The following is a 24968-nucleotide window of genomic DNA, read 5'->3' as shown; positions in this document are numbered from 1 at the left end:
CGCCCAGGAGGGCAGCGGCGGACACCCAGACACTGTGGAGGCCCTGCACGGGTGAACAACCAGTCATGCCACCCAACCCTAGAAGCCTCGCGAACGAGCCCGGCAGGGTTGTAACCAAATCGAGAGCGATTGCCCGCGATGCCCTCCGGGCTGGTTCAGGAAAGGAGAGCGACCTCACGACACTCCTCAGTCGACGCAGCTCCGTTCAGACTGTGCGGTGAACCGAGGCGCAGGGCGCGATTCGGCCTCCTCTACGGTGCTCGCGATTCCGTTGGCCCGGATGTCGGCGATCAGCCAAGACATCTCGAGAATCTCCCGACGTTGGGTTTCGCTGATGTTCGCGGCGAGCTGGCAGACGCGGACGTCCTCGATTCCGGCGCGCTCGGAACGAGTGATGGCGAGTGAGTGGTGCGGGATCATGCCGCTCATGAAGTTCACGTCGTCGACCGTCGCTTGACTACGATCAAGTGCGACCCCTCCGCCGAGGAGCAGCACACTCACCACCACGACCGCGATATTGGCCTTCGTGTTGCGATACATGCGCAGCATCCAGGCGAGCATCACTAGTCCCATGGCTCCGCCCATAGTCATCGCCATGAACACCCGGCTCTCGCTGAACCGGACGTCTCCCCACGCCCATGCTCCGGCGAACATCGTCCAGTACATGACGACCATGCCGGTCAGGATCATGGCCCCGAAACGCAGATAGCGTCTCAGCTCGTGCCCCTTACGGGAATCATCGGGATTCTGCTCCCCTTCCTCAATCAAGCCAGCAGACGACATCTTGGGTCTCCTCACGGTCGGTCTCCGGTCTCCTCACGATGGGTTTCCGCAAAACGCTACCGAGGCAAGCCCGTCGAAGGCAGCCGCCTCGACAGCGTGCATTGCGCGTGCTATACGGACGGATTGGATCGGTAATGTTCTGCTCAGCGTGACGCGGTTCGGCTCAGCGACGCCCCGCTCCGAGTTCTGCGCCGGGGTCGGCGGCATTCGCACGCCGAGGGCCGGCGGTGGGGAAGCGCGCCCCGCCCCTAGACTGAGGTTATGACCGCGTGGCGCCCCGACGTGCTCGGCCCCGGCTTCGAATGCCGCGACATCGACCTGGGCAGCGACGACGAGGGACCGGTCGTCGCGACGCTCGTCCGGTCGCTGCCCGTCCGGCGCTCCCTGTGGGATCGGATGCTGCGCAGGGCCCGTCCGCTCGAGGACATCGATGTGCTCTACGTGCACGGCTGGTCCGACTACTTCTTCCAGCGCCGCCTCGCCCGGTTCTACACCGATCGTGGAGCACGCTTCTTCGCACTCGACCTGCGCAAGTACGGCCGCAGCCTGAGAGCGGGCCAGACGCCCGGCTACATCGAGGATCTCGACGACTACGACGAGGAGATCGGCCGCGCGCTGGAGATCATGCAGGAGCCGGATGACGGCATCGCGCCCGCCGGCCCGCCGTCTCCCCGTGGGCTCGTGCTGATGGGGCACTCCACGGGCGGACTGGTGCTCAGCCTGTGGAGCGCCAGGCACCCCGGCCGCGCGCAGGCCGTGGTGCTGAACAGCCCCTGGCTGGAGTTCCAGCTGAGCGGTCGCATCCGGCAGCTCGTCGCCCCGCTGATCGACTTCAGGGCGAGGCTGAACCCCCACGACGCCGCTCCGCAGCTCGACTTCGGCTACTACAGCCGAGCGCAGCGGGAGGTCGCCGACGCGGCGGACCCCGCGGAGATCAACGCCGTGTGGCGGCCGGATCGCACGCACTCGGTCTCCGCCGGCTGGCTGCGGGCGATCCTCGCGGGGCACTCCCGCATCGCGGCCGGCATCGACGTCGGCGCCCCGGTCTGCGTGCTCCTCTCCCAGCGCTTCGCCGTGCCCGTGCGGTGGAGCGAGGATCTCACCCGCGCCGACACCGTGCTCGAGGTGGACGAGATCGCCAGGGCGTCCCTGAGGCTCGGACCGTCGGTGACGGTGGAGCGCATCGACGGAGCGCTGCACGACGTCTTCCTCTCCGCGCACGACGCGCGGGAGGAGGCGTACCGTCGTCTCGACCGCTGGATGCTGGGGTGGGCCGGCGGCCGCCGAGCGGAAGGTCCGGCTCAGCAACATGCCCTAGGCTCTCAGTATGGATTTGAGGGTGGCCGCTTACGCAGTGGTGGAGCGACGGGGCAAGATCCTGCTCACCCACTGGCGCCGCGGTCACATGCACGGCTGGACGCTGCCGGGCGGCGGCCTCGAGAGCGGTGAGGATCCCCGCACGGCGGTCGTGCGCGAGGTGCTCGAGGAGACCGGGCTCGAGGCTCGGGTCGGCAAGCTGCTCGGCGTCGACTCCCGGGTGATGGTGCGCGAGGAGGTGCCGGAGGGCACCGATCCCGAACTGCACACGATCCGGATCGTGTACCGAGCCTCCGTGAAGGACGGGCCGTTGCGTCACGAGGTCGGCGGATCCTCCGACGAGGCGCGCTGGGTGTCGATAAAGGAGATCCGCTCGCTGCGCACCCTCTCGCTCGTGCAGACGGGACTGCGCATGGCGGGGATCAACAACCGCCGCGCCCCGGCGCGTCAGCGTCAGCGCTAGCGATAGCGGCGACAGCAGCGCAGGCGGGATCGGGATCGCCGGCCCCCGGCCGCAAGGAGATGCGAAAAGGGCGGCCCCGGATCACACCGGGGCCGCCCTTTCGCGCTCAGAATCAGGCCGCGCCGTCCTCCGGGGCGATCCAGAGCTCGTCGTCCGTGCGGAAGGCCTGCCACAGCGCGTAGCCGACGCCCACCGCGGCGGCGACGCCGAGGCCGAGGGCGATGAGCCCGCCCCCGCCGCGCTTCTTCTTCAGCAGCCCCCGGCGCTCGCCGAACTTGCGCACCTGCTTGGACGCCTCGCGATTGTCGAGCTTGTCGAGCGTGCGGACCGTGTTGGCGAGGGCGTTCGCCACGAGCGGGGTCGTGACCATCCGCACCTGATCGGCCGCGCGCCGTGCGGAGTCGACGCCCCGGTCGACGTAGGGGCGGACGTTGTCGACGGCTTCGTTCACCTTCGGGGCGACGTACTCGTCGCTCAGGTTCTTCGCGTGACGGGTGGCCTGGTGCAGCACCTCACCCGCGTGGCTCAGGACTACGCGCTGCTCGTCGAGCAGATCCTGTGCGTTCTTGCGCAGGTGGCGCAGTTCGCGGCGGCGCTTACGTGAGAGTGCCATGCTGTCCTCCGTTGGCTTTGCGAGGCCTTCGCCTCTGCGAGGTCGTTTCCTCCACGCTACACCGAAGCACCGGGGTTGCGGGCTCTCGCGGTCGCGATTCCCAGGGCCCTATGGGCGGCGGGCCATCGGCGGATCATAGACTGGGGCCATGAGCATTCACACTGCGGTCGCGACCATTCACACCAACCACGGCGATATCGTACTCAACCTCTTCGGCGATCACGCCCCGAAGACGGTGAAGAACTTCGTCGACCTCGCCCAGAAGGGGTTCTACGACGATGTGATCTTCCACCGCATCATCCCCAACTTCATGATCCAGGGCGGCGACCCCACGGGCACCGGCACCGGGGGCCCGGGCTACACCTTCGACGACGAGATCCACCCCGAGCTCGTCTTCAACCAGCCCTACCAGCTGGCGATGGCCAACGCGGGCAAGCGCCCCGACCTCACCGGCCGCCTCGCCGGCACGAACGGGTCGCAGTTCTTCATCACCACGACGGCTCCCGACTGGCTGAACGGCAAGCACACCATCTTCGGCGAGGTCGCCGACGACGCTTCGAAGGAGGTCGTCGACGCGATCTCGGCCGTGCAGACCGGCGCCATGGATCGCCCGGTCGAGGACGTCGTCATCACCGGCGTCGACGTCGTCGAGGCCTAGGCGCACGGGGTGGCGAACGGATCCGGCCCCGCGTACGGGGAGCGCGTCGAGTACGGGCCGCAGGACGTCTGCTACCGCCACCCCCGGGTGCACAGCTTCACCCTGTGCCAGCGCTGTGGGCGGACGATCTGCCCCGAGTGCCAGGTCGCCTCGCCCGTCGGCGTGCTGTGCCCCTCCTGCGTGCGGGAGGCGCGACCGGGCGCGGCCCAGCGAGCCTCCCGCGCGGCGCGCGTGACCGGCCGGCGCTTCGCGGCCGACGGCACCCCCGTCGTCACCTACGGGATCATCGCGGTCAGCCTCGTCGTGTTCCTCGCCCAGCTGGCGAGCCACTACTTCGGCGCCGACGGTGTGACCGCGGCGCTCTGGTACGCGCCGGTGTACTCGTTGCCGCCCGAGCTGACGGCCGCGGGCATCGGCTTCGAGCCCTGGCGGCTCGTGACGGTGATGTTCACCCACTCGGTGGGGTTCCTGCTGCACATCCTGTTCAACATGCTCGCGCTCTGGATCTTCGGCCGCAATCTCGAGCAGATGATCGGGCGCACCCGCTTCCTGCTGCTCTATCTGTTCTCGGGTGTGGGCGGGGCGCTCGGCGTGATGTTCTGGGTCTACGCCGATCCCTACACGATCGGCACCCCCACCGTCGGCGCATCGGGCGCGATCTTCGGCATCATGGCCGCGACGCTGGTGGCGTTCAGGGCGGCGAGGGTGAACGTGACCTCGCTCGCGGTGCTGATCGCGGTCAACTTCGGCATCGGCCTGCTGCCCGGCACGAACGTGTCGTGGCAGGCCCACCTCGGCGGCATGGTCGTCGGAGCGCTCACGATGTGGCTGCTCGTCGCGACGCGGGGCCCGCGGAGGCGGAGCGTCCAGATCGCGGGCCTGAGCGCGCTCGGGATCCTGCTGGCCCTGCTCACCTGCGCGTATCTCGTGGCGCTGCCGATCTAGCGGCCGCCCCCGAACGACGCCGAAGGCCCCCGGAGATCTCCGGGGGCCTTCGAGTTATCCACAGGGTTATCCCCGCCTGGGGAGGAATTACACCGGTGTGATTCTCGCGAGCCGGGCGAAGGCTGCAGCAGCGTCCGCGGCTACTTCCACCACGGGGTCATGAGGAAGCCGACCAGCACCAGGCCGAAGCCGACGAAGATGTTCGCCTGGCCCAGCTGCGGGATCGGCAGCTGCAGCGACGAGCTGGTGATGTAGTACAGCACGATCCAGACGAGACCGAGCAGCATGAAGCCGAACATCACGGGCTTGAACCACACCGGGTTCGGCGCATCCTTGCGCGTCGCCGCCACCTCGGCCCGGTCCTTCGAGACCTCGGAGGACTTGCGCTTGCTCACGTCTTTTCCAGCTGCTGCCATGGCTATGAGTCTACCGGCAACTCCGTTCGGACTCAGAGAGGCCGCTTAGAATGAGGGAATGCTGGATTCTGCCGCGACACCGGGCCGGCGCGCGCGCAGGCGCCGCAGGGCCAGGCTGAGCCCGCTCACCGTGATCGGCGAGCTGCTCCTGCTCGGCGGCCTCGGAGTCTTCGGCTACATGGTCTGGCAGCCGTGGCACACGGGCGTGGTCGTCACCGGGAAGCAGAAGGAGCTCTCCGCCCTCGATTCGGCGGAGTGGGAGCGGGCCGCCGCGCAGCGCCCCTATACGGGGACGGTGCCGGTGACCCCGGTGCCGGCCGAGCTCGACGTCTTCGCGATCCTGCACGTGCCCTCCTTCGGCACGACCTTCGCGAACCGCATCGCGGAGGGCACCGACTACAACCTCGTGCTGAACGACATGGAGCGCGGGATCGGCCACTACCCGACCACCCAGATGCCGGGCGAGCCGGGCAACTTCGCCATCGCCTCGCACCGGTCGGGCCCCTTCATCAACGGCTTCCGCGAGATCATGAACCTCAGGGTCGGGGATCCGCTGTTCGTCGAGACCGCCGACGGCTGGTACACCTACCGCTTCCGCTCGCTGGAGTACGTGCTGCCCGACCAGAGCGACGTGGTCAACCCCTTCCCCCGGCTCGAGGGCGTGCCCGGCACCGACCAGATCCTCACCCTCACCACCTGCCACCCCAAGTGGGCGGGCAGCGACGAGCGGGCGATCGCCTACTCGGTGTTCGAGGGCTTCCAGCCTCGCGCGGACGGGCCGCCGGCGGAGCTCCTCGAACTGAACCCCGAGCTGAACGGAGCGGCGAGCTAGTGTTCTCACTCATCTGGCGTTTCTTCCCCGGCCCCGCGTGGCTGAGGGTCATCGTGCTGGTCGCGGCGCTCGCGGCGCTCGTGTACGTTGTCATCACCTACGTGTACCCCTGGGTCGCACTGCACCTGCCCGAAGAGGAGTCGACGGTCTCATGACGAACATCCTGGTCATCGACAACTACGACAGCTTCGTCTACACGCTCAACGGCTACCTGCAGCAGCTGGGCGCCGAGACGCGGGTCATCAGGAACGACGAGGTGTCGGTGGGCGAGCTCGAGCACCTGGCGGCGCGCTTCGACGGCGTGCTCGTCTCGCCCGGGCCCGGCGCCCCCGCCGACGCCGGCGTCTCGATCCCGATGGTCGACCTCGCGCTGCGCACCGGGATCCCGCTGCTCGGCGTCTGCCTGGGGCACCAGGCGATCGCCGAGGCCCTCGGAGCGACCGTGACCCACGCCGAGGAGCTGATGCACGGCAAGATCTCGCGCGTCCGCCACGGCGGCGATCCGTTCTTCGAGGGCGTCGCCCCCGAGTTCGACGCGACACGGTACCACTCGCTCGCGGTGGTGCGCTCCACGATCCCGGATCAGCTGATCGTCACCGCCGAGACCGGGAGCGGGATCGTGATGGCGCTCCGCCACCGCGAACGGCCCATCTACGGCGTGCAGTACCACCCGGAGTCGGTGCTCACCGAGGGCGGCTACCAGCAGCTGGGCAACTGGCTGCGGGTCGTCGGGCTGCCCAACGCGGCAGAGATCGCCAGGTCGCTCTCGCCGCTGCTGAAGGCGTAGGCCCCCGGGGGGCGGCTCAGCCCGAGCAGTAGGTGATCTCGAGCGCCGAGCCCTGCGGCTGCTGGCCCACGAGGGTCTGCTCGATGATCGGGAAGTTCGGCTCCTGCGGGCAGGTGTTGCGCGGGGTGACCTTGAGGTCGAGCCCCAGGCCGCTGAGCAGCGACTTCGCCGCGTCCAGGCTCTGCGTCTGCACCTCGGGGATCAGCACCTTGCCGCTCGCGACGGTGAGCGACACGCTTTCGCCCGACTCGAGTCGCGTGCCGGGCTCGGGGCTGACGGCGAGCACGCGCCCCTCGACCTCGACCGGGTCGTCCTGCTGCTCCACGAGACCCACGACGAGGCCGAGATCCTCGACCGCGTTCGTGTACTCCTCGAGGCTCATCCGGTCGATGTCCGGAACCTCCGCCGATTCGGGGCCCGTCGAGATGTAGACGCGGATCGTCTCGTCGACGCCGACCCGGGTTCCGGCCTCGGGGTCGGTGGAGATGACATCGCCGGCGGGCACCTGCTCGTCGACCTGCTCGACGGGCAGCGCGATGAGGTCGAGATCGCGCAGCGCGGTGAGCGCCGCCTCGCCGTCGGTGCCGACGAGGTCGGGCACGGCCCGGGAGTTCTGCGGGGCGAACTGCTGCGGGGCGAGGGTGACGAGCCAGAACACGACGGCGACGATCACGGCGCCGACGGTGAGGATCGCGGCCCAGGTCCACAGCACGGGGGGCCGGCTCTGGGTGCGCGGGCCGCCGCCGCCCTCGGCGAGCTGCCGCAGGGCGAGATCCGACTCCGAGACCTCCTCGCCGCCGGAGAAGAGCACCGTGTCCTGCTGCGCCTGCGTGGCGAGCTTCGGCATCGTGCCCGAGGCGGCGAGGCGCAGGGCCTCGCGGAACTCGGAGGCCGACTGGAAGCGCCGGGCGCGATCCTTCGCCAGCGAGTGCAGCACCACGCGGTCGAGCTCGGCCGTGACCTCGGGCTCGCGTTCGCTCGGCACCTGCGGCCGCTCGCTCACGTGCTGGTAGGCCACCGCGACGGCGGTGTCCCCGCGGAACGGCACGTCCCCGGTGAGCAGCTCGTAGAGCAGCACGCCCGTGGAGTAGAGGTCGGTGCGCGCGTCGACGGTCTCGCCCTTGGCCTGCTCGGGCGAGAAGTAGGCCGCGGTGCCGAGGATCGCGGTGGTCTGCTGCAGGGTCGAGGAGGTCTCGGAGACGGCGCGGGCGATGCCGAAATCCATCACCTTGACCTGGCCCGACGACGTGATCATGATGTTCGCCGGCTTGATGTCGCGGTGCACGATGCCCGCGCGGTGCGAGTACTCGAGCGCGGTGAGCACGGAGTCGACGATGCGGCAGGCCTCGGTCTGCGACAGCTTGCCCTCGGAGGCGAGCTGTCGCAGGTTGGTGCCCTCGATGTACTCCATCACGATGAAGGGGAGCCGCTGGGCGCCGTCGGCGGTCTGGATCAGGTCGTCGCCGGCGTCGAACACCCGCACGATGGTCGGGTGCGCCATGCGGGCGGCCGACTGGGCCTCCTGACGGAAGCGCTCGCGGAACTGGTCGTCACCCGCGAGGTTCGCCTTCATGATCTTGATGGCGACCTGACGCCCGAGCTTGGTGTCGGTCCCGCGGTACACGGTGGCCATTCCGCCCTGGCCGACGAACTCGCCGACGGCGTATCGGCCGGCGAGGATGCGCTGCTCGCCGTCTCCTGCCGACTCGGGCATAGTCACCTCTTCCGTGCTCATGGGACTTCCTCCAGTTTATGGGGTGGGCGGGGCGCCGACGTTCAGCCTGCGCCCCGCCGGCGGTTCAGTTGCCCTCGTCCTCGCCGTTGCCGTTCCCACCGCCGCCGCCGTTGCCGTTGCCGCCGCTGTTGTCCGCGGGCGCCTTGACGGTGATCGTGGCGGGGGCGGAGGACGGTGAGACGCGGGTGACACCGCTGCCCGAGCAGGTGATCGTGTAGGTGACGGTGATGGTGCCGTCCGCTGCGCCGGCCTCAAGCTGGTTCGCGTTGATGTTCGCGGTGGATCCCGAGACGCTGCCGAGGGTGCCGTCGCCGTCGACCACCACGTTGTACCCGCCGAACGTCAGGCCGGCCGGGCAGCTGTTGGCGGCGAGGTTGAGGCCGACCGAGCGACCCGATTCCACGCTGCTGTTGCCGGTGGGCGCGGCGGGCGCCGCCAGCTCGTCGAAGGCGACGTTGTAGGTCAGGATGATGGGCTCGTCGAACGGCACCCTCGGGCCGGTGGGGGAGACGTCGGTGACGAGGTTCACCTGATCGTCGGGCGCGGCGTTGCCGGCCTGGGTGCGCACGTCGGTGAAGCCGAGCCCGATCAGGATCCCCTGCGCCTCGTCGACGCTCTTGCCGACCAGCTCGTCGCGGTTGACGACGCCGGTGGTCTCGGGCTCCTCCGTCGGGGTCGGCGTCTCCGTCGGCGTCGTCGTGCGGGGCCGCTCCTCCTGGTCCTGGCCGCTCATGAGGGCGAAGACGGTGCCGCCCCCGATCACGAGCAGCAGGATGAGCAGCGAGATGAGCGGCCACGTCCACGGGTTCCGCTTCTTCTTTCTCTTCTGCCCGTCCTCGGCCGCGGCGTCGTCAGCGGTCTCCCCGTCCACGGCGTCGAGCTGCGAGGTGCTGGGCAGCGCGGTCGTCTGCGGCAGCGCGGTGGTGGCCGCGTCGTCCGCCTGCGTCTGGGGGAGCATCGTCGTGGCGTCGGCGGCGCCGCCGTCCACGATCTGCGGCACGTAGCTCGCGGCGAGGGCGATGTCGCCGCGGTGCAGCGCGGTCGCGGCTTGCGCGAGCTTCGAGGCCGTCTTCGGGCGCCCGTCGGCGTCCTTCGCGAGGCAGGCCATCACCAGGCGGCGCACGGGGGCCGGCACGTCCTCGGGCAGATCCGGCGGGGTGTCGTTGATCTGCGCCATCGCGATGGCGACCTGCGACTCGCCCGTGAACGGTCGCTTCCCGGCGAGGCACTCGTAGGCGACCACGCCCAGCGAGTAGATGTCGGTGGCCGGGGTCGCGGTGTGGCCGCTCGCCTGCTCGGGGGCGAGGTACTGCACCGTGCCCATGACCTGACCGGTCGCGGTGAGCGGCACCTGGTCGGCGATGCGCGCGATGCCGAAGTCGGTGATCTTGACGCGGCCCTCGGGGGTGATGAGCAGGTTGCCCGGCTTGATGTCGCGGTGCACGAGGCCGGCGTCGTGCGCGGCCTGCAGCGAGGTCGCGGTCTGGGCGACGATCCCCAGCACGCGGTCCGACGGCAGGCGGCCCTCGCGCTCGATGATGGTGGACAGCGGCTCGCCGGGTACGAGCTCCATCACGATGTAGGCGGAGCCCTGCTCCTCGCCGTAGTCGAAGACGTTGGCGATGCCCTCGTGGTTCACGAGCGCCGCGTGCCGGGCCTCGGCGCGGAAGCGCTCGAGGAACCCCGGGTCGCCCATGTACTCGTCCTTCAGGATCTTGATGGCCACGGTGCGGCCGATGATGCTGTCGGTCGCCTTCCACACCTCGCCCATGCCACCGACGGCGATCCTCGAGCTCAGCTCGTAGCGTCCGCCGAACGTGACTCCTGCCGTTGGTCTCATTCGCTCAACACCGCTTCCATTACTTGTTTTCCGACTGCCGTGGGGAGTTCGTACGAACCCCCCTCAAATCCGTAGGCCTCGCCGCCGCCGTCGGCGATCACGACCGCGACCGCGATCTCGGGGTCGTCCGCGGGGGCGAAGCCCGTGAACCAGAGCGTGTAGGGGCGCTCGTTGCCGGCGTCGTCCGTGCCGTTCTCCGCCGTCCCGGTCTTGCCGGCCACGCGCACCCCGGGGATGGCCGCGTTCGCAGCATACGCCCCCGGGTCCGACACGCCGTGCTCCATCATGCCGGTCAGCGCGTCGGCCGTCTCCTGCGAGATCGGCTGGCTGAACGTCTCGGGCGCGTACTCCTTCTCGACCCGCAGATCGGGGGTGATGACGCGGTCCACGAGCTGCGGCGTCATCACCTCGCCGTCGTTCGCGATCCCGGCGGAGACCATGGCCATCTGCAGCGGCGTGACCCTGACGTCGAGCTGGCCGATCGACGACAGCGCGACCTGGGCGTCGTCCATGGGCGCCGGCGCCTCGCTCGGGGTGACGGGGTTCGGGATCGTGATGTCCTGGCCGAAGCCGAAGGCGTTCGCCATCTCGGACACCTCGTTGCGATCCATGCCCATCGCCATCTCGGCGATCGGGATGTTGCAGGAGAACACGAGCGCCTGCTGCAGGGTCGCCTTCGCGCCGGTTCCGCAGGCCTGCCGGGTCGAGTTGTGCATCACTGCGGACGACTGGGGGAGGGAGAGCTGCGTCGGGTTGTCGAACTCCGTGCTCGGGGTGGCGGCGCCGCTCTCGATAGCGGCGGCCGCGGTGACGAGCTTGTACACGGATCCCGGGTGGTAGAGGTCGCCCCCCGTGGCGCGGTTCTGGAGCGGCTGCGAGGGATCCTCCTCGAGCTGCCGATAGTTGGTGATGATCTCGGCGTCGCTGTTCGAGGAGAGGGTGTTCGGATCGAAGCTCGGCGTCGAGTAGAGGGCGCGGATCCGGCCCGTCGAGGGGTCGATCGCCACGACGGCCCCCTCGAAGCCCTCCATGGCGGTCGCGGCGGCCTGCTGCGCCGCGGCGTCGATCGTGAGCTCCACGGAGCTGCCCTGGGGCTCCACGCCGGTGAGGGTCTGCATGATCCGCGTGAAGAACTGCGCGTCGCCCGTGCCCGAGAGATCCCGGTTCATCGACGACTCGATGCCCGTCATGCCCTGCGAGTGCGAGAAGTAACCGGTGATCGGGGCGTAGAGCGCCCCGTCGGAGTACTGCCGCACGAAGCGGTACTCGTCGCCGCTCGGCGTCGAGTACGCGATGGGCTCGCCGTCGACGAGGATCGAGCCCCGCTCGATCTTGTAGCCGTTCATGACCGTGCGGGCGTTGAGCTCGTTGGAGCGCAGCTCGTCGGCGGAGACGAACTGGATCATGGTCACCGAGAAGAACAGGATGAGGAACATCCCGAAGACGGTGCGCGAGATGAATTTCAGCTGCTTGTTCATGAGCGGATCACCAGCTTGGGTCGGTTGCGCACCGAGTTCGACAGCCGCATCAGCAGCGCGATGATGATCCAGTTCGACACGAGCGACGAGCCGCCCGACGCGAGGAACGGAGCGGTCAGGCCGGTCAGCGGGATCACGCGGGTCACGCCGCCGACGACCACGAACACCTGCAGGGCGATCGTGAACGAGAGGCCGGCGGCGAGCAGCTTGCCGAAGTCGTCCTGCCCGGCGAAGCCGATGCGCAGGCCGCGGCCCACGAGCAGCAGGTACGCGGCGAGCACCACGAAGAGGCCGATGAGGCCCAGCTCCTCGCCGAGGCTCGGGATGATGTAGTCGCTGTGCGCGAGCGGGGTGAGGTCGGGGAAGCCCTGGCCCAGGCCCGTGCCCGTCATGCCGCCGTTCGCCATGCCGAAGAGCCCGTTGAGCATCTGGTTGCCCGCGTTGTAGGGGTCGGCGAAGGGATCGAGCCAGTTGTCGAAGCGCACCTTGACGTACGAGAGGGTCTGGCTGGCGATGATCCCGCCCGCGAGGAACAGCCCCACGCCGAGGACGATCCAGCCGATCCGCCCCGTCGCGAGGTACAGCATCGACAGGAACAGGCCGAAGTAGAGCAGCGAGGTGCCGAGGTCGCGCTGGAACACCAGCACCGACATCGCGGCGAGCCAGAACACGAGCAGCGGGCCGAGGTCGCGGCCCCGAGGGAAGCGGATGCCGGCGAACTTCTTGCCCACCATCGACAGCGCCTCGCGGTTGCGCACGAGATACCCGGCGAAGAAGGTGGCGAGCAGGATCTTCGCGATCTCACCCGGCTGGAAGGAGAAGGAGTCGCCGAGCCGGATCCACACCCGGGCGCCGTTGATCGTGGCGCCGATCCCGGGCAGCATCGGCAGCAGGAGCAGCAGCAGCGCGCCCAGACCGATGAGGTAGGTGTAGCGGAAGAGCACGAGGTGGTTGCGGATGACGACCAGCACCGCGATCGCCGCGAGGAGCGCGAGCGTCGACCACACGAGCTGACGGATCGAGTCCGCGCCCCAGCCCGTGCTGCCCCCGGCGAGGTCGAGGCGGTAGATCATGGCGATGCCGAGCACGTTCAGGAACACCGCGATGGGCATGATCAGCGGGTCGGCGTCGGGGGCCACACGGCGCACCACGATGTGGAGGGCGAGCACGGCGAGCACGAACGCGGAGCCCGTGGGCACGAGCGCGGCGGTGATGCGGCCCTGCACCGTGAGGTCGACGATGACGACGGCGCCGATGCCGATCGCGAGCGCGAAGATCAGCAGCGCGAGCTCGAGGCCGCGCAGCAGGCGCGGGGCGCGGAGCGCGGTGATGCGCTGCAGCACGGTCTCGCTGGTGCGGGTCTTCGCGAAGGCGCGGGGCTCACTCATCGTCCACCCCCAGGCGCGTCACGATGTCGCGGGCCTCCTCGATCGATCCGGCGCTCAGCGTGCGCTCGACCTGGCGCTGCCCGAGGCCGTCGAGGTCTTCGACGGGGATGCCCGTGTCCTCGGCGACCGAGTGCAGGGAGAAGGGGCCGACGCTCTGCTGCACCCCGCGATAGATGACGACGGTCTCGGTCTCGGTGCCGACGCCGACGAAGTAGCGGGTCTGGGTCCACTGGTAGCCCAGGGCGATGGCGCCCGTGAGCGCGGCGAGGATGCCGACGACGCCGAGCAGCCACAGCAGGCGCCTGCGCCGGTTGCGGCGCTTCGTCTCGGCGATGAGCTCGGCCAGGTACTCGTCGACGCGGGGCTCGAAGTGGCTCTCGGCGACCGGCTGCACGCGGCGGACGACCCGCTTACGGCCGAGCAGCCGGGTGCGCGCCGTGCTGACGGGCTCGCCGCCGGGGATCTCGGAGGCCGCGGATCCGGCGAAGCGGGGCCCGGGCGGCAGCTCCTGCGTGTCCTCGGCGTTCGCCTCCTTCGCCTCCACGAGCACGACGGTGACGTTGTCGGGCGCGCCGTGCGAGAGGGCCTTGTCGATGAGGTCGTCGACGGTGCGCTGCAGCGGCTGGCCGCGGCGCATGATCTTCTCGATGTCCGTCTCCTCCACGTAGCCGCAGAGGCCGTCGGAGCAGAGCAGCCAGACGTCGCCGGGCCGGGTGTCGAGGATCTTGGTGTCGACCTCGGGGGAGGAGTCCACGTCGCCGAGCACGCGCATCAGCACGGAGCGGCGAGGGTGCGTCTTCGCCTCCTCCTCGGTGATGCGGCCGCTGTCGACGAGGCGCTGCACGAAGGTGTGATCCTTCGTGATCTGCTGCAGCTTGTCGTCGCGCAGCAGGTAGAGGCGGGAGTCGCCGATGTGGGCGAGCGCCAGCTGATCCCCGACGGTGAGGAAGCCGCTGAAGGTCGTGCCCATGCCCGAGAGCTCGGGGCGTTCGCCGACGGTCGAGCGGAGCATGCGGTTCGTCTCGATCAGGCGCTTCCGGAGGAGGCGGGCGCTCTCCTCCGGGGTGCCCGTCGACTCGGCGTCGAGCTCGGCCATCGCCTTGGTCGTGAGGGCGGAGGCGACGTCGCCCCCCGCGTGGCCGCCCATGCCGTCGGCGACCAGGAAGAGGCGGTCGCCGGCGAAGCCGGAATCCTGGTTGTTGGACCGCACCATTCCGACGTGGGAGCCGATGGCGCTTGCGTAGGCGACCGTCACGCTCAGGGCCTCAGCTCGAACGTCGTGGTGCCGATCGTGACCGGCGCGAACGTGGGCAGCGGAACGGGCGAGGTCACCTTGGTGCCGTCGACCTTGGTGCCGTTGGTGGAGTCGAGGTCGGTGAGGGTCCAGTTGTCGCCCGACCGGTTGAGGCGGGCGTGGTAGGTCGAGGTGTACTCGTCGACGATGACGAGGGTGGAGTCGGCGCTGCGGCCGATGGTGACGACGTCGTCGTCGAGGGGGATCGAGGTGCCGCTCGCCACGCCCGAGGTGATGACGAGGTGCCTCGCCGGCCCGGAGCCCCCGGCCGACGGGAGGCCGGGGCCGGCCGAGGGCGGGGCCTGCGGCTGCGGGGATCGCGGCGGCGCCGAGGTCTGCTGGGGGGCCGCCTGCACGGCCTGCACCGCCGGGGGCGTCTGCGTGCCGGGGGCGCCGTCGCCCCGCATGCGCCGGACCGGGGCGCCGAACAGATCGCTGCGCAGCGCGTAGACGATCGCGAAGATGAAGAACCAGAGCAGCAGCAGGAAGCCGATGCGCAGGATCATCAGGGTCAGTTCACTCACATGCCCCTCCAGAAATCCTGGTCGATGCTCGGGGCGTCGCCGCGGGCGGCCGGGCGGGAGGGCTGCTGGGCCTGCGACGAGCCCGCCGGTCGGGTCCGATTCGGAACGACCTGGAAACGGAGCGTCGTCTGGCCGATGGTGATCACCGTGCCGGGGCTCAGAGCGGCCTCGCGGAAGCGCTCGCCGTTGATCTTGGAGCCGTTCGTCGACCCCAGGTCGCGGGCGAGGCCGGCCGAGCCGTCCCAGATCAGCTCGAGGTGCTGCCTCGACGCGGCCGAGTCGGAGATCCTGATGCCCGCGTCGCTGCCGCGCCCCACGACGGTCGAGCCGCGGCGGAGTTCGTGGCGCACGCCGTCGACATCGACGACCGGCGTCCACGCGACCGCCCCGTCGACGCGGGAGGCGTCGACCTCGAGCACGCCCGTGGTGAGCGACTCGTCGGATCGGATCTCGACGTCGGCGCCGCCGAGCAGTTGATAGCCCTGCCGGGCGGCGTGCTTGTCGACCACGCCGACGAGCTCGCGCTCGAGAGTGTCGCCCATCGCGTGCAGTCGATCCGCGTCTTTGGGGGAGACGCGGACGACGAAGCGGTTCGGGGCGAGCACGCGGTCGCGGTCGACGATGACCGAGCCGATGTCGAGCTCCCGCTTGAGCGCAGAGGCGATCTCGACGGGCTGCACGCCCGAGCGGAAGGTGCGGGCGAAAGCCCCGTTCACGGCGCGTTCGAGTCCCCGCTCCACGCTGTCGAGAATTCCCACGGCGCCTCACCTCCTTCGCTTCTGCTGCATTCAGTATCGTGCATGTGGCGCATATCCGCCCGCTCCTGCTCATCACGATCCGGCCCCTCTCGGGGGCCGTCGGCCGGGCGATCCCGCCCGTTTCCGGGCAGGATCGACGACGCAGTCGGATACGACATGTCTAACGCATGCTACTCGGAGCGGCCTGGCAGAGCCCGGAACGCACCGCTTTTGGTGCAACACCGCTCGGGGTGATAAGCTCATAGGGTTGTCACGGCGAGGAAGTCGGGCGATATCACGCGCGAGTGGCGGAATTGGCAGACGCGCTGGCTTCAGGTGCCAGTGCCCGCAAGGGCGTGGGGGTTCAAGTCCCCCCTCGCGCACGAATGGAAAATGGCCTCTGACCTGGGGTTTTGATCACCGGGTTGGGGGTCATTTTCGCGCCATGTGCTGACCCCGGGTTATAGGCCAAAAAGAGTGGATGAGGTTGGGCGTGTTCATCCTCGGCCGGCCCAGCCTGACCGAAGCCAGAGCCCTTCCTCGGCGCTGAGTGCGGTGTCGTAGAGCGCTGGCCCGTCAGGTTCTTCCCGCGGTTTCCGCGGTGACTTCTGCGGCTCCGGGGTGGCAGTGCTGAGTGCCTCGTCGAGTGAGAGTTCGTGCAGCGTGAGGAACCATTCCGCGGCCCGCCTGCGATGCTCCTCGCTCATACCGCGGTGACGCTTGAGCAGATCCCGTAGCTGCGCGTTCACCCCGCCCTCCAGCGGGGAGGTCGTGCGCGGGTTCCCGTAGGTGATGTAGGTGAAGACGAGGTCTTTCCGGACGACGTTGCGGACCAGGAGCCAGGCTTTGCGGAGCCGGTCATGGGTGAACCCGAATCGTCCGTTTCTCAGCAGCGTGCGCTCACGGGTGAGATACCCGAATGCGCGCTACCATTCATCGAGTCGGAGCTGCCACAAGATCGCGGCGTCCTCGTCCCACACCTCGCTCAACTGCATGACGAGCTGGCGTAGGGCACGCCCGGCCCTGGTACGCGGGTTCCTCGTGAGATGCCGGGTCACGTTCAGTTGCAAGTGGAACAGACAGCGTTGATGCTGCGTGTGCGGCCATGCCTGCCGGAGCGCGGACGGGAGCCCGCTGCCACCATCCGTGACGAGCACTCCGGGAGACGGGATCTGTTCGAGGAGCGCTTTCCAGCCTGCGGTGGTCTCCCCGCCTGACCACTGCCAGGCGAGCACCCGGCCGGTGTCGGAGAGCGCGATCAGCAGGCACCAGGATCCGATCCAGATCCCGTCGACCATGACCGCGTGGAAGATCCTCTCGCAGGGCGGCAGTGCTGGACGCATACCCCAGCACCAGGTCGTTCTGCGGCGGAATGAGCGCCCGGTCTGGGTGCCGTCGATCTCGGACTGCGAGCGTTTCCCGGTCAGCCAGGACACGAACTCACGCAGTTGCTCACGCTGGGTGAGATCGGGGCGTTTCCGAACGCTCGAGGTGCCGCAGCTCCTGCATCGCCAACGCTGTGTTCCCGAGGGGTGTTTCCCGTTCTTCACGAGTTTGGCCCCGCATAGCATGCAGGAGGTCGAGTTCAGAGCATTCGGCACAGTTAAGGGTGCCGGGGTATGACGATCCTGGTTTTACCGCGTGATCACGCGGCTAGATGAGGTTTCTATCCACTCTTTCTGGCCTATAACCCCTGACCCCGGCCAACCTCGCTGTAGCGCACTATCGTTTACGAACGAGTCGCACTCGGGAGCCACTTTTTATGGGTTCATGGGGTCGAGGGTGATGGGTTATCGGGGTAACCGGGCCTGCTCGATCCGGACCTGAGTCGCCCGTTGGAATGCTACAGACGCGGAGCATGCACGGGGGAGCCCGAAGGTGCTCAGCGCTCTTCCGGCACCAGCGCCGCCGCGATTCGATCGGGCGGCAGCAGTAACGCGGCGACTTCACGACGCTGCTCATCGGTCACCTCGAACTCCCAGAGGTCGGTGAGCAGGTATCGCACCGCACCGACGAAGTCGGGCCATCGCTCCCAGGGCTCCGCATCGTCTTCGGCGCTCCACAGCTCGAACGAGCCATTGCCCGCGGAGAAGACCGTCTCAGTCGCGCTCGACATCCACAGCGGGACCAGATCCTCCCGCCCGGTGAAGGCGATCACGGCCGAGGTCGGATCCTCGCCCGTCAGTTCGATGTGTTCCGCGTGGAGATCGAGTGCGGGATGCACTGCGGCACCCCCGTGCAGCGCAAGAGTCACCACGGCTTCTGGCAGGGCTCGGGTGCGAATGCGCTGCGCCAGCGCCTCCATGACCGAGTTCATGCTCTCCATGGTGTCATGGGGAGCGGAGGAGTGGTTGCGGACCACGCAGGGTATAACCCGAGGCCTGCCCGTCAGCCGGACCGCTCGTTTCGGCATGACCGCCGCCGGGTTGCCCTCACCACGCGATCAGCTCGGCGATCAGTGCTTCGACGCGGATCCTGATGCTGTCGCGGATCGGTCGGACCGCTTCGATGCCTTGCCCGGCGGGGTCGTCGAGCTTCCAGTCCTCGTAGCGCTTTCCGGGGAAGAACGGGCAGGCGTCCCCGCACCCCATCGTCACCACCACATCCGAGACTTCGACCGCTTCGGGGGTGAGGACTTTGGGGTGTTCGGCGGTGATGTCGACGCCGACCTCGCGCATGGCTGCGACGGCGACGGGGTTGATCTGCTCGGCGGGCATCGATCCCGCCGATTGCACCTCGATCCGGCCCGCTGAGAGGTGGCGGAGCCAACCCGCGGCCATCTGGGAGCGGCCGGCGTTGTGCACGCACACGAACAGCACTGACGGCTTCTGCTCGGTCATCATCTGCGTTTCCTTCGGTTCAATCGGTGAGGGAGGGGTCGATGAGCGTTCGGACGCGGACCTCGACGTCGTCGCGGATCATCACGACGACGTCAGTGCATTGACTTCGCCCGCATCAGGGGTTGCGGCGGTTGCGAACGTACTCAGAAGATCCGTCACTGCGTCGCGTCGCGCCGGGGCGATGCGGTAGTAGACCCAGGTGCCGCGCCGCTCCGAGAGCAGCAAGTCGGCCTCCCTGAGGACTTTCAGATGGTGGGAGACGGTCGGTTGAGACACGTCTGCGAGCTCGGCGAGGTCGCAGACGCAGCATTCTCCGCGCGGATCGGCCGCGATCGCCGACAGCATCCGCAGCCGGAGCGGATCGGCCATCGCTTTCAGCGTGCCTGCGACCATCGCTGCGGCATCGGAGCTGATCGCGTGCGCGGTCGTCGGTGCGCACTCTCCGGTTTCCGGGACGACGGTCATGATGCGGCTCCTCGATAAGGGTCGGTGCGGAACCAGGTGCGAGCGGCCCGGAGCGAGACGTAGACGAGACCGACGAGCACCGGTACTTCGATGAGCGGGCCGACGACGCCTGCGAGCGCTTGACCGGAAGCTGCGCCGAAGGTACCGATCGCGACGGCGATGGCGAGTTCGAAGTTGTTGCCCGCTGCGGTGAACGCGAGCGCTGCCGACCGGGCGTACCCGAGTCCGATGCTCTTGCCGAACCAGAGGCCCGCGAACCACATGACCGCGAAGTAGACCAGCAGCGGCAGCGCGATTCGGGCGACATCCAGCGGGTTCGTCGTGATCGCCTCCCCCTGCAGTGCGAACAGCAGCACGATGGTGAACAGCAGTCCGTACAGCGCGAACGGTCCCACTCGCGGGAGGAACGTCTCTTCGTACCATGCGCGCCCCCGGCGCTGCTCTCCGATCCACCGCGAGGCGAACCCGGCGACGAGCGGAACCCCGAGGAACACGAGCACGTTCAGCGCGATCTGCCAGACCGAGACCTCGAGCCCCTGGGCGTCGAGTCCGAGCCAACCCGGCAGCACGGTCAGGTAGAACCAGCCGAGCACGGCGAACATGACGACCTGGAAGATCGAGTTGATCGCGACGAGCACGGCGGTCGCTTCCCGGTCGCCGCACGCCAGGTCGTTCCAGATCACCACCATCGCGATGCACCGGGCCAGCCCGACGATGATGAGGCCGGTCCGGTACTCGGGCAGGTCGGGCAGGAACAGCCAGGCGAGTGCGAACATCAGTGCGGGTCCGATCAGCCAGTTCAGCACGAGCGAGGACACGAGCAGTTTCTTGTCGCCGGTGATGCCCGCGATCCTGTCGTAGCGAACCTTCGCGAGCACCGGGTACATCATCACCAGCAAGCCCAGCGCGATCGGCACCGAGATTCCGCCCACCTCCAGGCGGGCGAGGAGGTCGGAGACCCCGGGGACGAAGCGGCCCAGGAGGAGGCCGGCGATCATCGCGAGGCCGATCCACAGCGGCAGCCTCCGATCCAGCGCGGATATCTTCCGCTTCACCGGAGCCGTCATGACTCCCTGTTGATTCGACATGCATCTATATTGACACTTCTCGAATCAAGGCGCATATATGCGGCAGAGACGGATGCGCGTGTTCATTCTCGACGCCCTGCGCTCCGAAGGAGATGCACGGCCGCTGGAGTCAGGCTACTCCCGTCGACGACGCGAAGCGGGAGGCGCTTTGAACCACTCTTCGCGCCGCTCCTCCCGCTGGTACACGTCGGGGATGCCGTCGCCGTCGACGTCGATGCGTTCTTGTGCGCGGATCCTGCCGTAACCGTGGTTGCGGATCCCGAGCAGGATCGATGCGAGCACCGCCGCCGTCACCGAGGCTGCGAGGATCGCGACCTTGGCGTAGTCGTGCTCGGGCGAGCCGGACGCGAAGCTGAGCTCGGCGACGAGCAGCGACACCGTGAACCCGATGCCCGCGAGCAGGCCGACGCCGACGATATCGATCCACCGCAGCGCGGGATCGAGGCGGATGCGCGCGATCTTCGCGAGCACCCAGGTTGTGAGGGTGATGCCGAGCGGTTTGCCCAGCACCAGGGCGGCGATGATCGCGAGGGTGACGGGATTCGCGAACGCGCGCTGCACGCCGTCCCAGCCCCCCACCGACACCCCGGCGGCGAAGAACGCGAAGACCGGCACGGCCAGCCCCGCCGAGAGTGGGCGGAAGCGGTGCTCGAACTCCTCGGCGAGCCCGCGCTCGCCGGCGAGCGCACCGCTCGCGCCCCGCCGGTGCAGCACCGGGATCGTGAAGCCGAGCAGCACGCCGGCGATGGTCGCGTGCACGCCCGAGGCGTGCATGAAGGCCCAGGCCACGACCCCGATGGGCAGGAGGATCGCCCAGGCCGCGAACGGGCGGCTGCCGAGGAAGGCGCGGTACCGCTGAGCGACGAACCCGTAGACCGCGATCACCGCGAACGCCACCCCGAGCGGGATCAACTCGATGCGGTCGGTGTAGAACACCGCGATGATGCTGATCGCCAGCAGATCGTCGACCACGGCGAGCGTCAGCAGGAAGATGCGCAGCGCGCTCGGCAGATGCGAACCGATGATCGCGAGCACGGCGACCGCGAACGCGATATCGGTCGCGGTCGGGATCGCCCACCCCTGGCTCAGCCCGGGCTCACCGCGCACGATGAGCGCGTAGATCAGGGCGGGGACGGCCACGCCCCCGGCGGCGGCCGCGATCGGGACGACGGCCGTGCTGAACTTGCGCAGGTCGCCGGCGACGAACTCGCGCTTGAGCTCGAGGCCGACGAGGAAGAAGAAGATCGCGAGCAGCCCGTCGGCCGCCCACGCGCCCAGGCTGAGCCGCAGATGCCACGGCTCGTACCCGACCTCGAAGTCGCGGATCGCGAAATAGGCGTCGGCGGCGGGCGTGTTCGCCCACACGATCGCAACCGCGGCCGCGATCACGAGCAGCACGCCGCCGACGGTCTCCCTGCGCAGGATCTCGCCGATACGGCGCGCCTCGGCGAAAGAGCCGTAACGGGGGAACGAGCGCGGAGCGCGCTTGGTGTGGTCGGTCATGGTTCTCCGTGTGGGATCGGGGCGAGAGCGGCCCGGCGCAGAGCTGCGGCCGGGCGGGAACGGGGGCGGGATGTTGCGATCAGAGCGCGTCGATGGTCCACGCCTCGTGGACGTCGCTGTCCCTGACCTGCTCCCAGGTCAGGGTGAGGTCGCTCCAGGCGGCCTTCGTGCAGAGCGCCTCTCGCAGGCGCTCGTGCAGCAGCTCGGGGTCGTCGCAGCCCGTGACGTCGAGCACGAGTGTGTTGACGTAGCGGCCGCGATCGCGTTCGAGGTCGTTGTGCAGCTTGAGCGCGAGCCCCTCGTGGAGGCCGACGAACATCGACTGCGGGAAGCGCTGCGGCCGCGCGCAGGCGATGCAGACGCGGCGGATCTCCGGGTGCGCGTCGAGCTCGGACTTGAGCGCCGCCACCGCGTTGTGCCACGCGCGGCGTGACTGCTTGCGAGTGGTGCACTCCGTGAGGTCGAGACCCCAGAACAGGCCTCGTGGGCAGTCGGTCTGCTGAGGCTCCGGCGGAGCGTCGGCGACCGGGAGTGGATCGCCTCGGGTGAGATACGCAGCATTCAACGCGTCGAGACCTCCGGTTTCTGGTTCGTTCGTCGCTATTCGCCGACCAGACTTCCCGGCACACCCTCCGCCGCCGAGCCGGGCTCGGCAGCGGCTCCCCATCCTAAGGGGCCGCAGCGCGTCTCGCATCTCGCCGACGTTGTCATGGGCGTGGATTCGTCGTCTACGCGTATCGCGGTGAAGGGGGTAGCATCGGTGCGGTGCGCCGGAAGATTTGGTCGATACACCTCCCGAAACCGGGAGACCAGCGACGAAGCGATGGGTCCGCGCGATGAGTCCGGATCCGCGGAGCGGCCCGCTGGGGCGGGTGCACGCATTCGCGCTCCGGCTGCGCGCCCGCGCCCGTTACGCGGCAGGGCACGCCCCGGCACGAATCGCGATCATGGTGTTCGCCGTGGCGACACTGGTGTTCACCGGCCTCCTGATGCTGCCGGCGGCGTCGGCTGACGGTACCCTCACTGAGCTTCCCGACGCCCTGTTCACCGCGGTGTCCGCGGTGACGGTGACCGGATTGACGACCGTCGATACCGGGGGGCACTGGTCGATGTTCGGGCAGGTCGTGATCCTCGCCGCGATCCAGACCGGAGCTCTCGGAGTGGTGACGATCGCGCTGCTGCTGGCGATGATGGTCACCCGCAAGCTCGGCGTCTCGGGCAGGGTGTTCGCGAAGGAGAGCATCGGGGCCGACGGCATCGGGGGCGTTGGACGGCTGCTGCGCGTCGTCGTGACGACGACGTTCCTGATCGAGGCCGCGCTCGCGCTCGTGCTCGTGCCGGCGTTCATCGCTGCGGGCGAGTCGTTCCCGCTCGGGCTCTGGCACGGCATCTTCTACGCGATTTCGGCATTCGGAAACGCCGGGTTCACCCCGCACGTCGGCGGGCTCGCAGCCTTCGCCGGCAATCCGTTCGTACTCACTCCCATCGCGGTCGGGGTGTTCGTGGGGAGTTTCGGGTTCCCGGTGTTCCTCAATCTCATCCGCGCGAGATGGACGCGGCACAAGTGGACGCTGCACACCAAGCTCACCCTCATCACGACGACCGTGCTCTTCGGGCTCGGCGCGCTGGCATGGGCAGTCTTCGAGTGGAGCAACCCCGATACGGTGGGAGGCGCCCCCTGGTGGCAGAAGATCGGGCACGCGCTCTTCGCTTCCACGATGCTGCGGTCGGGCGGGTTCTCCCTCGTCGACATGGAGTCGTCGACGGCGACCACGATGCTGCTCAGCGACGCGCTCATGTTCGTCGGGGGCGGATCCGCCTCCACTGCGGGCGGTATCAAGGTCACCACGCTCGCAGTGCTGTTTCTCGCGATCGTCGCCGAGGCGAAGGGCACCAGGCACACCAACGCGCTCGGTCGACGCCTACCCGACGGCACCCTCAGGCTCGCGATCAGCGTGGTATTTCTCGGGGCGACGCTCGTGTTCGTGGCGGCTGCCCTGCTGACGATCGTGAGCGACGCGAAGCTCGACCGGATCCTGTTCGAGGTGATCTCGGCATTCGCCACCTGCGGCCTGTCGGTGGGGATCTCGTCAGAGGTCGGGGCGTTCGGCAAGTTCGTGCTGTCGGCGCTCATGCTCACCGGCCGAGTGGGCCCGATCGTGCTCGCGTCCGCGCTCGCGGTGCGGCAGCGCCGTGAGCTCTACACTTTCCCCGTCGAGCGCCCCATCATCGGGTGACCCCACTGAGAGAAAGGCTCCTTATGCCGAAGCACTCCCCGCGAACGGGGCCGCTCCGCCGGATCGCCGAGGCCGACTCGGTCGCGGTGATCGGCCTCGGCAGGTTCGGCTCCTCCCTCGCGCTCGAGTTGATGGACACCGGCACCGAGGTGCTCGGCATCGACGTCGACGACACCATCGTGCAGACGATGAGCGCACGGCTCACCCAGGCCGTGCGGGCGGATTCCACCAAACTCGACGTGTTGAAAGAGCTCGGGATCGGTTCGTTCGACCGAGTCGTGCTCGCGGTCGGCTCGGACATCAAGGTCTCGATCCTCACCGCCTCTCTGCTGCTGCAGTTGGGGGTGCCCGTCGTGTGGGCGAAAGCAGACGATGAGCAGCACGCCATCATCCTCGACCAGCTCGGTGTGCACCGCGTTCTCTCTCCTGAGCGCGACATGGGGCGCCGGGTCGCGCACCTCGTGCGCGGGGCTGCGGCGGACTACGTCGAGATCGAACCCGGTTATGCGATGGTGAAGACCGCGGCCCCGGCCGCGCTGCTGGGCGTCACGCTCAGCGAGGCCGGCGTCCGCACCGAGCATCAGGTCACTGTCGCCGCCTTCCGCCCGGCGAACGGTGCCTGGCAGAACGCCGAAGCCTCGACCGTGCTCCGTGGAGGCGAGACGCTTCTCGTCGTGGGGCCGACTGCCCGGGTCGAGGCGTTCGCGCAACTGCTCTGAGAGCGCAGGAACCGATGCCGGCCTGACCGCCCCGCTCAGCGTTCAGCATCGAATGCCCTTGCTGGACGGCGAACCGGCTCATCCGCCGAGAGGTCGCGCTTTTCCGCTCGGCGACCCGGTAGAGAGGGCAGAGCTCGGCGATACTGCGTGGTTGCGCGATGGCGGCTCCAAGCCTTCGATGTAGTTCCCAGTGAGGTTGTGAACGCGATCTGACGGGGTCAGCCCTCCGATCCCGGTATGGGGTCGGTGATGATTGTAGTGATGCAGCCAGGCCTCGTACGTCTCGGCCCTGGCTGCATCACTGTC

At 68.8% G+C, this 24968-nt stretch carries 26 protein-coding genes, 1 tRNA gene and 1 pseudogene; 10 read left to right on the top strand and 18 right to left on the bottom strand.

What is annotated here, in order from left to right:
• Positions 1 to 186: 186 nt before the first annotated feature.
• Positions 187 to 783, bottom strand: coding sequence for a DUF305 domain-containing protein (locus JD276_RS15040; protein WP_200116482.1), 597 nt, complete (start codon positions 781 to 783; stop codon positions 187 to 189).
• Positions 784 to 1044: 261 nt separating this feature from the next.
• On the opposite strand from JD276_RS15040, the gene JD276_RS15035 reads away from it, so the two are divergent.
• Positions 1045 to 2232, top strand: coding sequence for an alpha/beta hydrolase (locus JD276_RS15035; protein WP_233615788.1), 1188 nt, complete (start codon positions 1045 to 1047; stop codon positions 2230 to 2232).
• On the top strand, positions 2123 to 2563 hold the full coding sequence (locus tag JD276_RS15030; RefSeq protein ID WP_307866604.1) for an NUDIX hydrolase: 441 nt from the start codon (positions 2123 to 2125) through the stop codon (positions 2561 to 2563). Before JD276_RS15035 ends, JD276_RS15030 begins: the two co-directional genes overlap by 110 nt.
• Before the next feature lie 112 nt (positions 2564 to 2675).
• Here JD276_RS15030 and JD276_RS15025 read toward each other — a convergent pair whose 3' ends face one another.
• Entirely contained in the window at positions 2676 to 3176 is a 501-nt protein-coding gene (locus JD276_RS15025) for a DNA/RNA helicase (RefSeq protein WP_200116480.1), read from the bottom strand.
• Between the two features lie 148 nt (positions 3177 to 3324).
• Between JD276_RS15025 and JD276_RS15020 the strand changes: the two genes are divergently transcribed.
• On the top strand, positions 3325 to 3834 hold the full coding sequence (locus JD276_RS15020) for a peptidylprolyl isomerase (RefSeq protein WP_200116479.1): 510 nt from the start codon (positions 3325 to 3327) through the stop codon (positions 3832 to 3834).
• Positions 3835 to 3843: 9 nt separating this feature from the next.
• Positions 3844 to 4779 (top strand): rhomboid family intramembrane serine protease, encoded by a 936-nt coding sequence (locus tag JD276_RS15015; RefSeq protein WP_200116478.1) that lies wholly within the window; start codon positions 3844 to 3846, stop codon positions 4777 to 4779.
• Between the two features lie 140 nt (positions 4780 to 4919).
• On the opposite strand, the gene JD276_RS15010 is transcribed toward JD276_RS15015, so the two are convergent.
• On the bottom strand, positions 4920 to 5195 hold the full coding sequence (locus JD276_RS15010) for a cell division protein CrgA (protein ID WP_200116477.1): 276 nt from the start codon (positions 5193 to 5195) through the stop codon (positions 4920 to 4922).
• A 58-nt stretch (positions 5196 to 5253) separates the two neighbouring features.
• Here JD276_RS15010 and JD276_RS15005 point away from each other — a divergent pair, with 58 nt between their 5' ends.
• The 3 genes from JD276_RS15005 to JD276_RS14995 are packed head-to-tail and all read left to right on the top strand — an operon-like array spanning position 5254 to position 6814.
• A complete protein-coding gene (locus tag JD276_RS15005) occupies positions 5254 to 6027 on the top strand; it encodes a class E sortase (protein ID WP_200116476.1) in 774 nt (257 codons plus the stop codon).
• Complete coding sequence (locus JD276_RS15000; RefSeq protein WP_200116475.1) at positions 6027 to 6182, top strand: hypothetical protein; 156 nt, start codon at positions 6027 to 6029, stop codon at positions 6180 to 6182. The genes JD276_RS15005 and JD276_RS15000 overlap by 1 nt, the downstream gene beginning before the upstream one ends.
• Positions 6179 to 6814 carry an anthranilate synthase component II gene (locus JD276_RS14995; protein WP_200116474.1) on the top strand — a complete coding sequence of 212 codons (636 nt, stop codon included), beginning with the start codon at positions 6179 to 6181 and terminating at the stop codon, positions 6812 to 6814. Before JD276_RS15000 ends, JD276_RS14995 begins: the two co-directional genes overlap by 4 nt.
• A gap of 16 nt (positions 6815 to 6830) precedes the next feature.
• Here JD276_RS14995 and pknB read toward each other — a convergent pair whose 3' ends face one another.
• From pknB to JD276_RS14960, 7 genes are all read right to left on the bottom strand, one after another.
• Entirely contained in the window at positions 6831 to 8549 is a 1719-nt protein-coding gene (gene pknB, locus JD276_RS14990; protein ID WP_200116473.1) for a Stk1 family PASTA domain-containing Ser/Thr kinase, read from the bottom strand.
• A 64-nt stretch (positions 8550 to 8613) separates the two neighbouring features.
• Positions 8614 to 10389, bottom strand: coding sequence for a serine/threonine-protein kinase (locus tag JD276_RS14985; RefSeq protein WP_200116472.1), 1776 nt, complete (start codon positions 10387 to 10389; stop codon positions 8614 to 8616).
• Positions 10386 to 11867, bottom strand: coding sequence for a peptidoglycan D,D-transpeptidase FtsI family protein (locus tag JD276_RS14980; RefSeq protein WP_200116471.1), 1482 nt, complete (start codon positions 11865 to 11867; stop codon positions 10386 to 10388). The genes JD276_RS14985 and JD276_RS14980 overlap by 4 nt, the downstream gene beginning before the upstream one ends.
• Entirely contained in the window at positions 11864 to 13255 is a 1392-nt protein-coding gene (locus JD276_RS14975) for an FtsW/RodA/SpoVE family cell cycle protein (RefSeq protein WP_200116470.1), read from the bottom strand. The genes JD276_RS14980 and JD276_RS14975 overlap by 4 nt, the downstream gene beginning before the upstream one ends.
• Positions 13248 to 14510 carry a Stp1/IreP family PP2C-type Ser/Thr phosphatase gene (locus JD276_RS14970; protein WP_200116469.1) on the bottom strand — a complete coding sequence of 421 codons (1263 nt, stop codon included), beginning with the start codon at positions 14508 to 14510 and terminating at the stop codon, positions 13248 to 13250. The genes JD276_RS14975 and JD276_RS14970 overlap by 8 nt, the downstream gene beginning before the upstream one ends.
• A gap of 2 nt (positions 14511 to 14512) precedes the next feature.
• Complete coding sequence (locus JD276_RS14965) at positions 14513 to 15073, bottom strand: FHA domain-containing protein FhaB/FipA (protein ID WP_200116468.1); 561 nt, start codon at positions 15071 to 15073, stop codon at positions 14513 to 14515.
• Positions 15070 to 15831 (bottom strand): FHA domain-containing protein, encoded by a 762-nt coding sequence (locus tag JD276_RS14960; RefSeq protein ID WP_200116467.1) that lies wholly within the window; start codon positions 15829 to 15831, stop codon positions 15070 to 15072. Before JD276_RS14960 ends, JD276_RS14965 begins: the two co-directional genes overlap by 4 nt.
• A gap of 278 nt (positions 15832 to 16109) precedes the next feature.
• Between JD276_RS14960 and JD276_RS14955 the strand changes: the two genes are divergently transcribed.
• Positions 16110 to 16193: transfer RNA gene (locus JD276_RS14955), tRNA-Leu, on the top strand.
• A gap of 543 nt (positions 16194 to 16736) precedes the next feature.
• Here JD276_RS14955 and JD276_RS16475 read toward each other — a convergent pair.
• From JD276_RS16475 to JD276_RS14920, 7 genes are all read right to left on the bottom strand, one after another.
• Positions 16737 to 17381, bottom strand: a complete 645-nt coding sequence (locus JD276_RS16475) for a transposase (RefSeq protein ID WP_504739344.1) — start codon at positions 17379 to 17381, stop codon at positions 16737 to 16739.
• Positions 17382 to 17692: 311 nt separating this feature from the next.
• Entirely contained in the window at positions 17693 to 18172 is a 480-nt protein-coding gene (locus JD276_RS14945; protein ID WP_200116465.1) for a hypothetical protein, read from the bottom strand.
• Positions 18173 to 18242: 70 nt separating this feature from the next.
• Positions 18243 to 18653 (bottom strand): arsenate reductase ArsC, encoded by a 411-nt coding sequence (locus JD276_RS14940; protein ID WP_443673900.1) that lies wholly within the window; start codon positions 18651 to 18653, stop codon positions 18243 to 18245.
• A gap of 78 nt (positions 18654 to 18731) precedes the next feature.
• Positions 18732 to 19115 carry an ArsR/SmtB family transcription factor gene (locus JD276_RS14935; protein WP_200116464.1) on the bottom strand — a complete coding sequence of 128 codons (384 nt, stop codon included), beginning with the start codon at positions 19113 to 19115 and terminating at the stop codon, positions 18732 to 18734.
• Entirely contained in the window at positions 19112 to 20203 is a 1092-nt protein-coding gene (gene arsB / locus JD276_RS14930; RefSeq protein ID WP_233615787.1) for an ACR3 family arsenite efflux transporter, read from the bottom strand. The genes JD276_RS14935 and arsB overlap by 4 nt, the downstream gene beginning before the upstream one ends.
• A gap of 114 nt (positions 20204 to 20317) precedes the next feature.
• Entirely contained in the window at positions 20318 to 21706 is a 1389-nt protein-coding gene (gene nhaA / locus JD276_RS14925) for a Na+/H+ antiporter NhaA (protein WP_200116463.1), read from the bottom strand.
• A gap of 79 nt (positions 21707 to 21785) precedes the next feature.
• A complete protein-coding gene (locus tag JD276_RS14920) occupies positions 21786 to 22271 on the bottom strand; it encodes a hypothetical protein (protein ID WP_200116462.1) in 486 nt (161 codons plus the stop codon).
• 271 nt (positions 22272 to 22542) lie between these two features.
• On the opposite strand from JD276_RS14920, the gene JD276_RS14915 reads away from it, so the two are divergent.
• A complete protein-coding gene (locus JD276_RS14915; RefSeq protein WP_200116461.1) occupies positions 22543 to 23943 on the top strand; it encodes a TrkH family potassium uptake protein in 1401 nt (466 codons plus the stop codon).
• Positions 23944 to 23966: 23 nt separating this feature from the next.
• Positions 23967 to 24662 (top strand): potassium channel family protein, encoded by a 696-nt coding sequence (locus JD276_RS14910; protein WP_200116460.1) that lies wholly within the window; start codon positions 23967 to 23969, stop codon positions 24660 to 24662.
• A gap of 192 nt (positions 24663 to 24854) precedes the next feature.
• Here the strand turns inward: JD276_RS14910 and JD276_RS14905 are convergent.
• Positions 24855 to 24968 (bottom strand): annotated as a pseudogene (locus JD276_RS14905) (integrase core domain-containing protein); the annotation flags it as partial.

This window comes from Leucobacter chromiisoli (assembly GCF_016522505.1).
GTDB classification, from domain to species: domain Bacteria; phylum Actinomycetota; class Actinomycetes; order Actinomycetales; family Microbacteriaceae; genus Leucobacter; species Leucobacter chromiisoli.
Note: the sequence above shows the minus strand (reverse complement) of the source record. Positions and strands in the feature narration are given on the sequence as shown.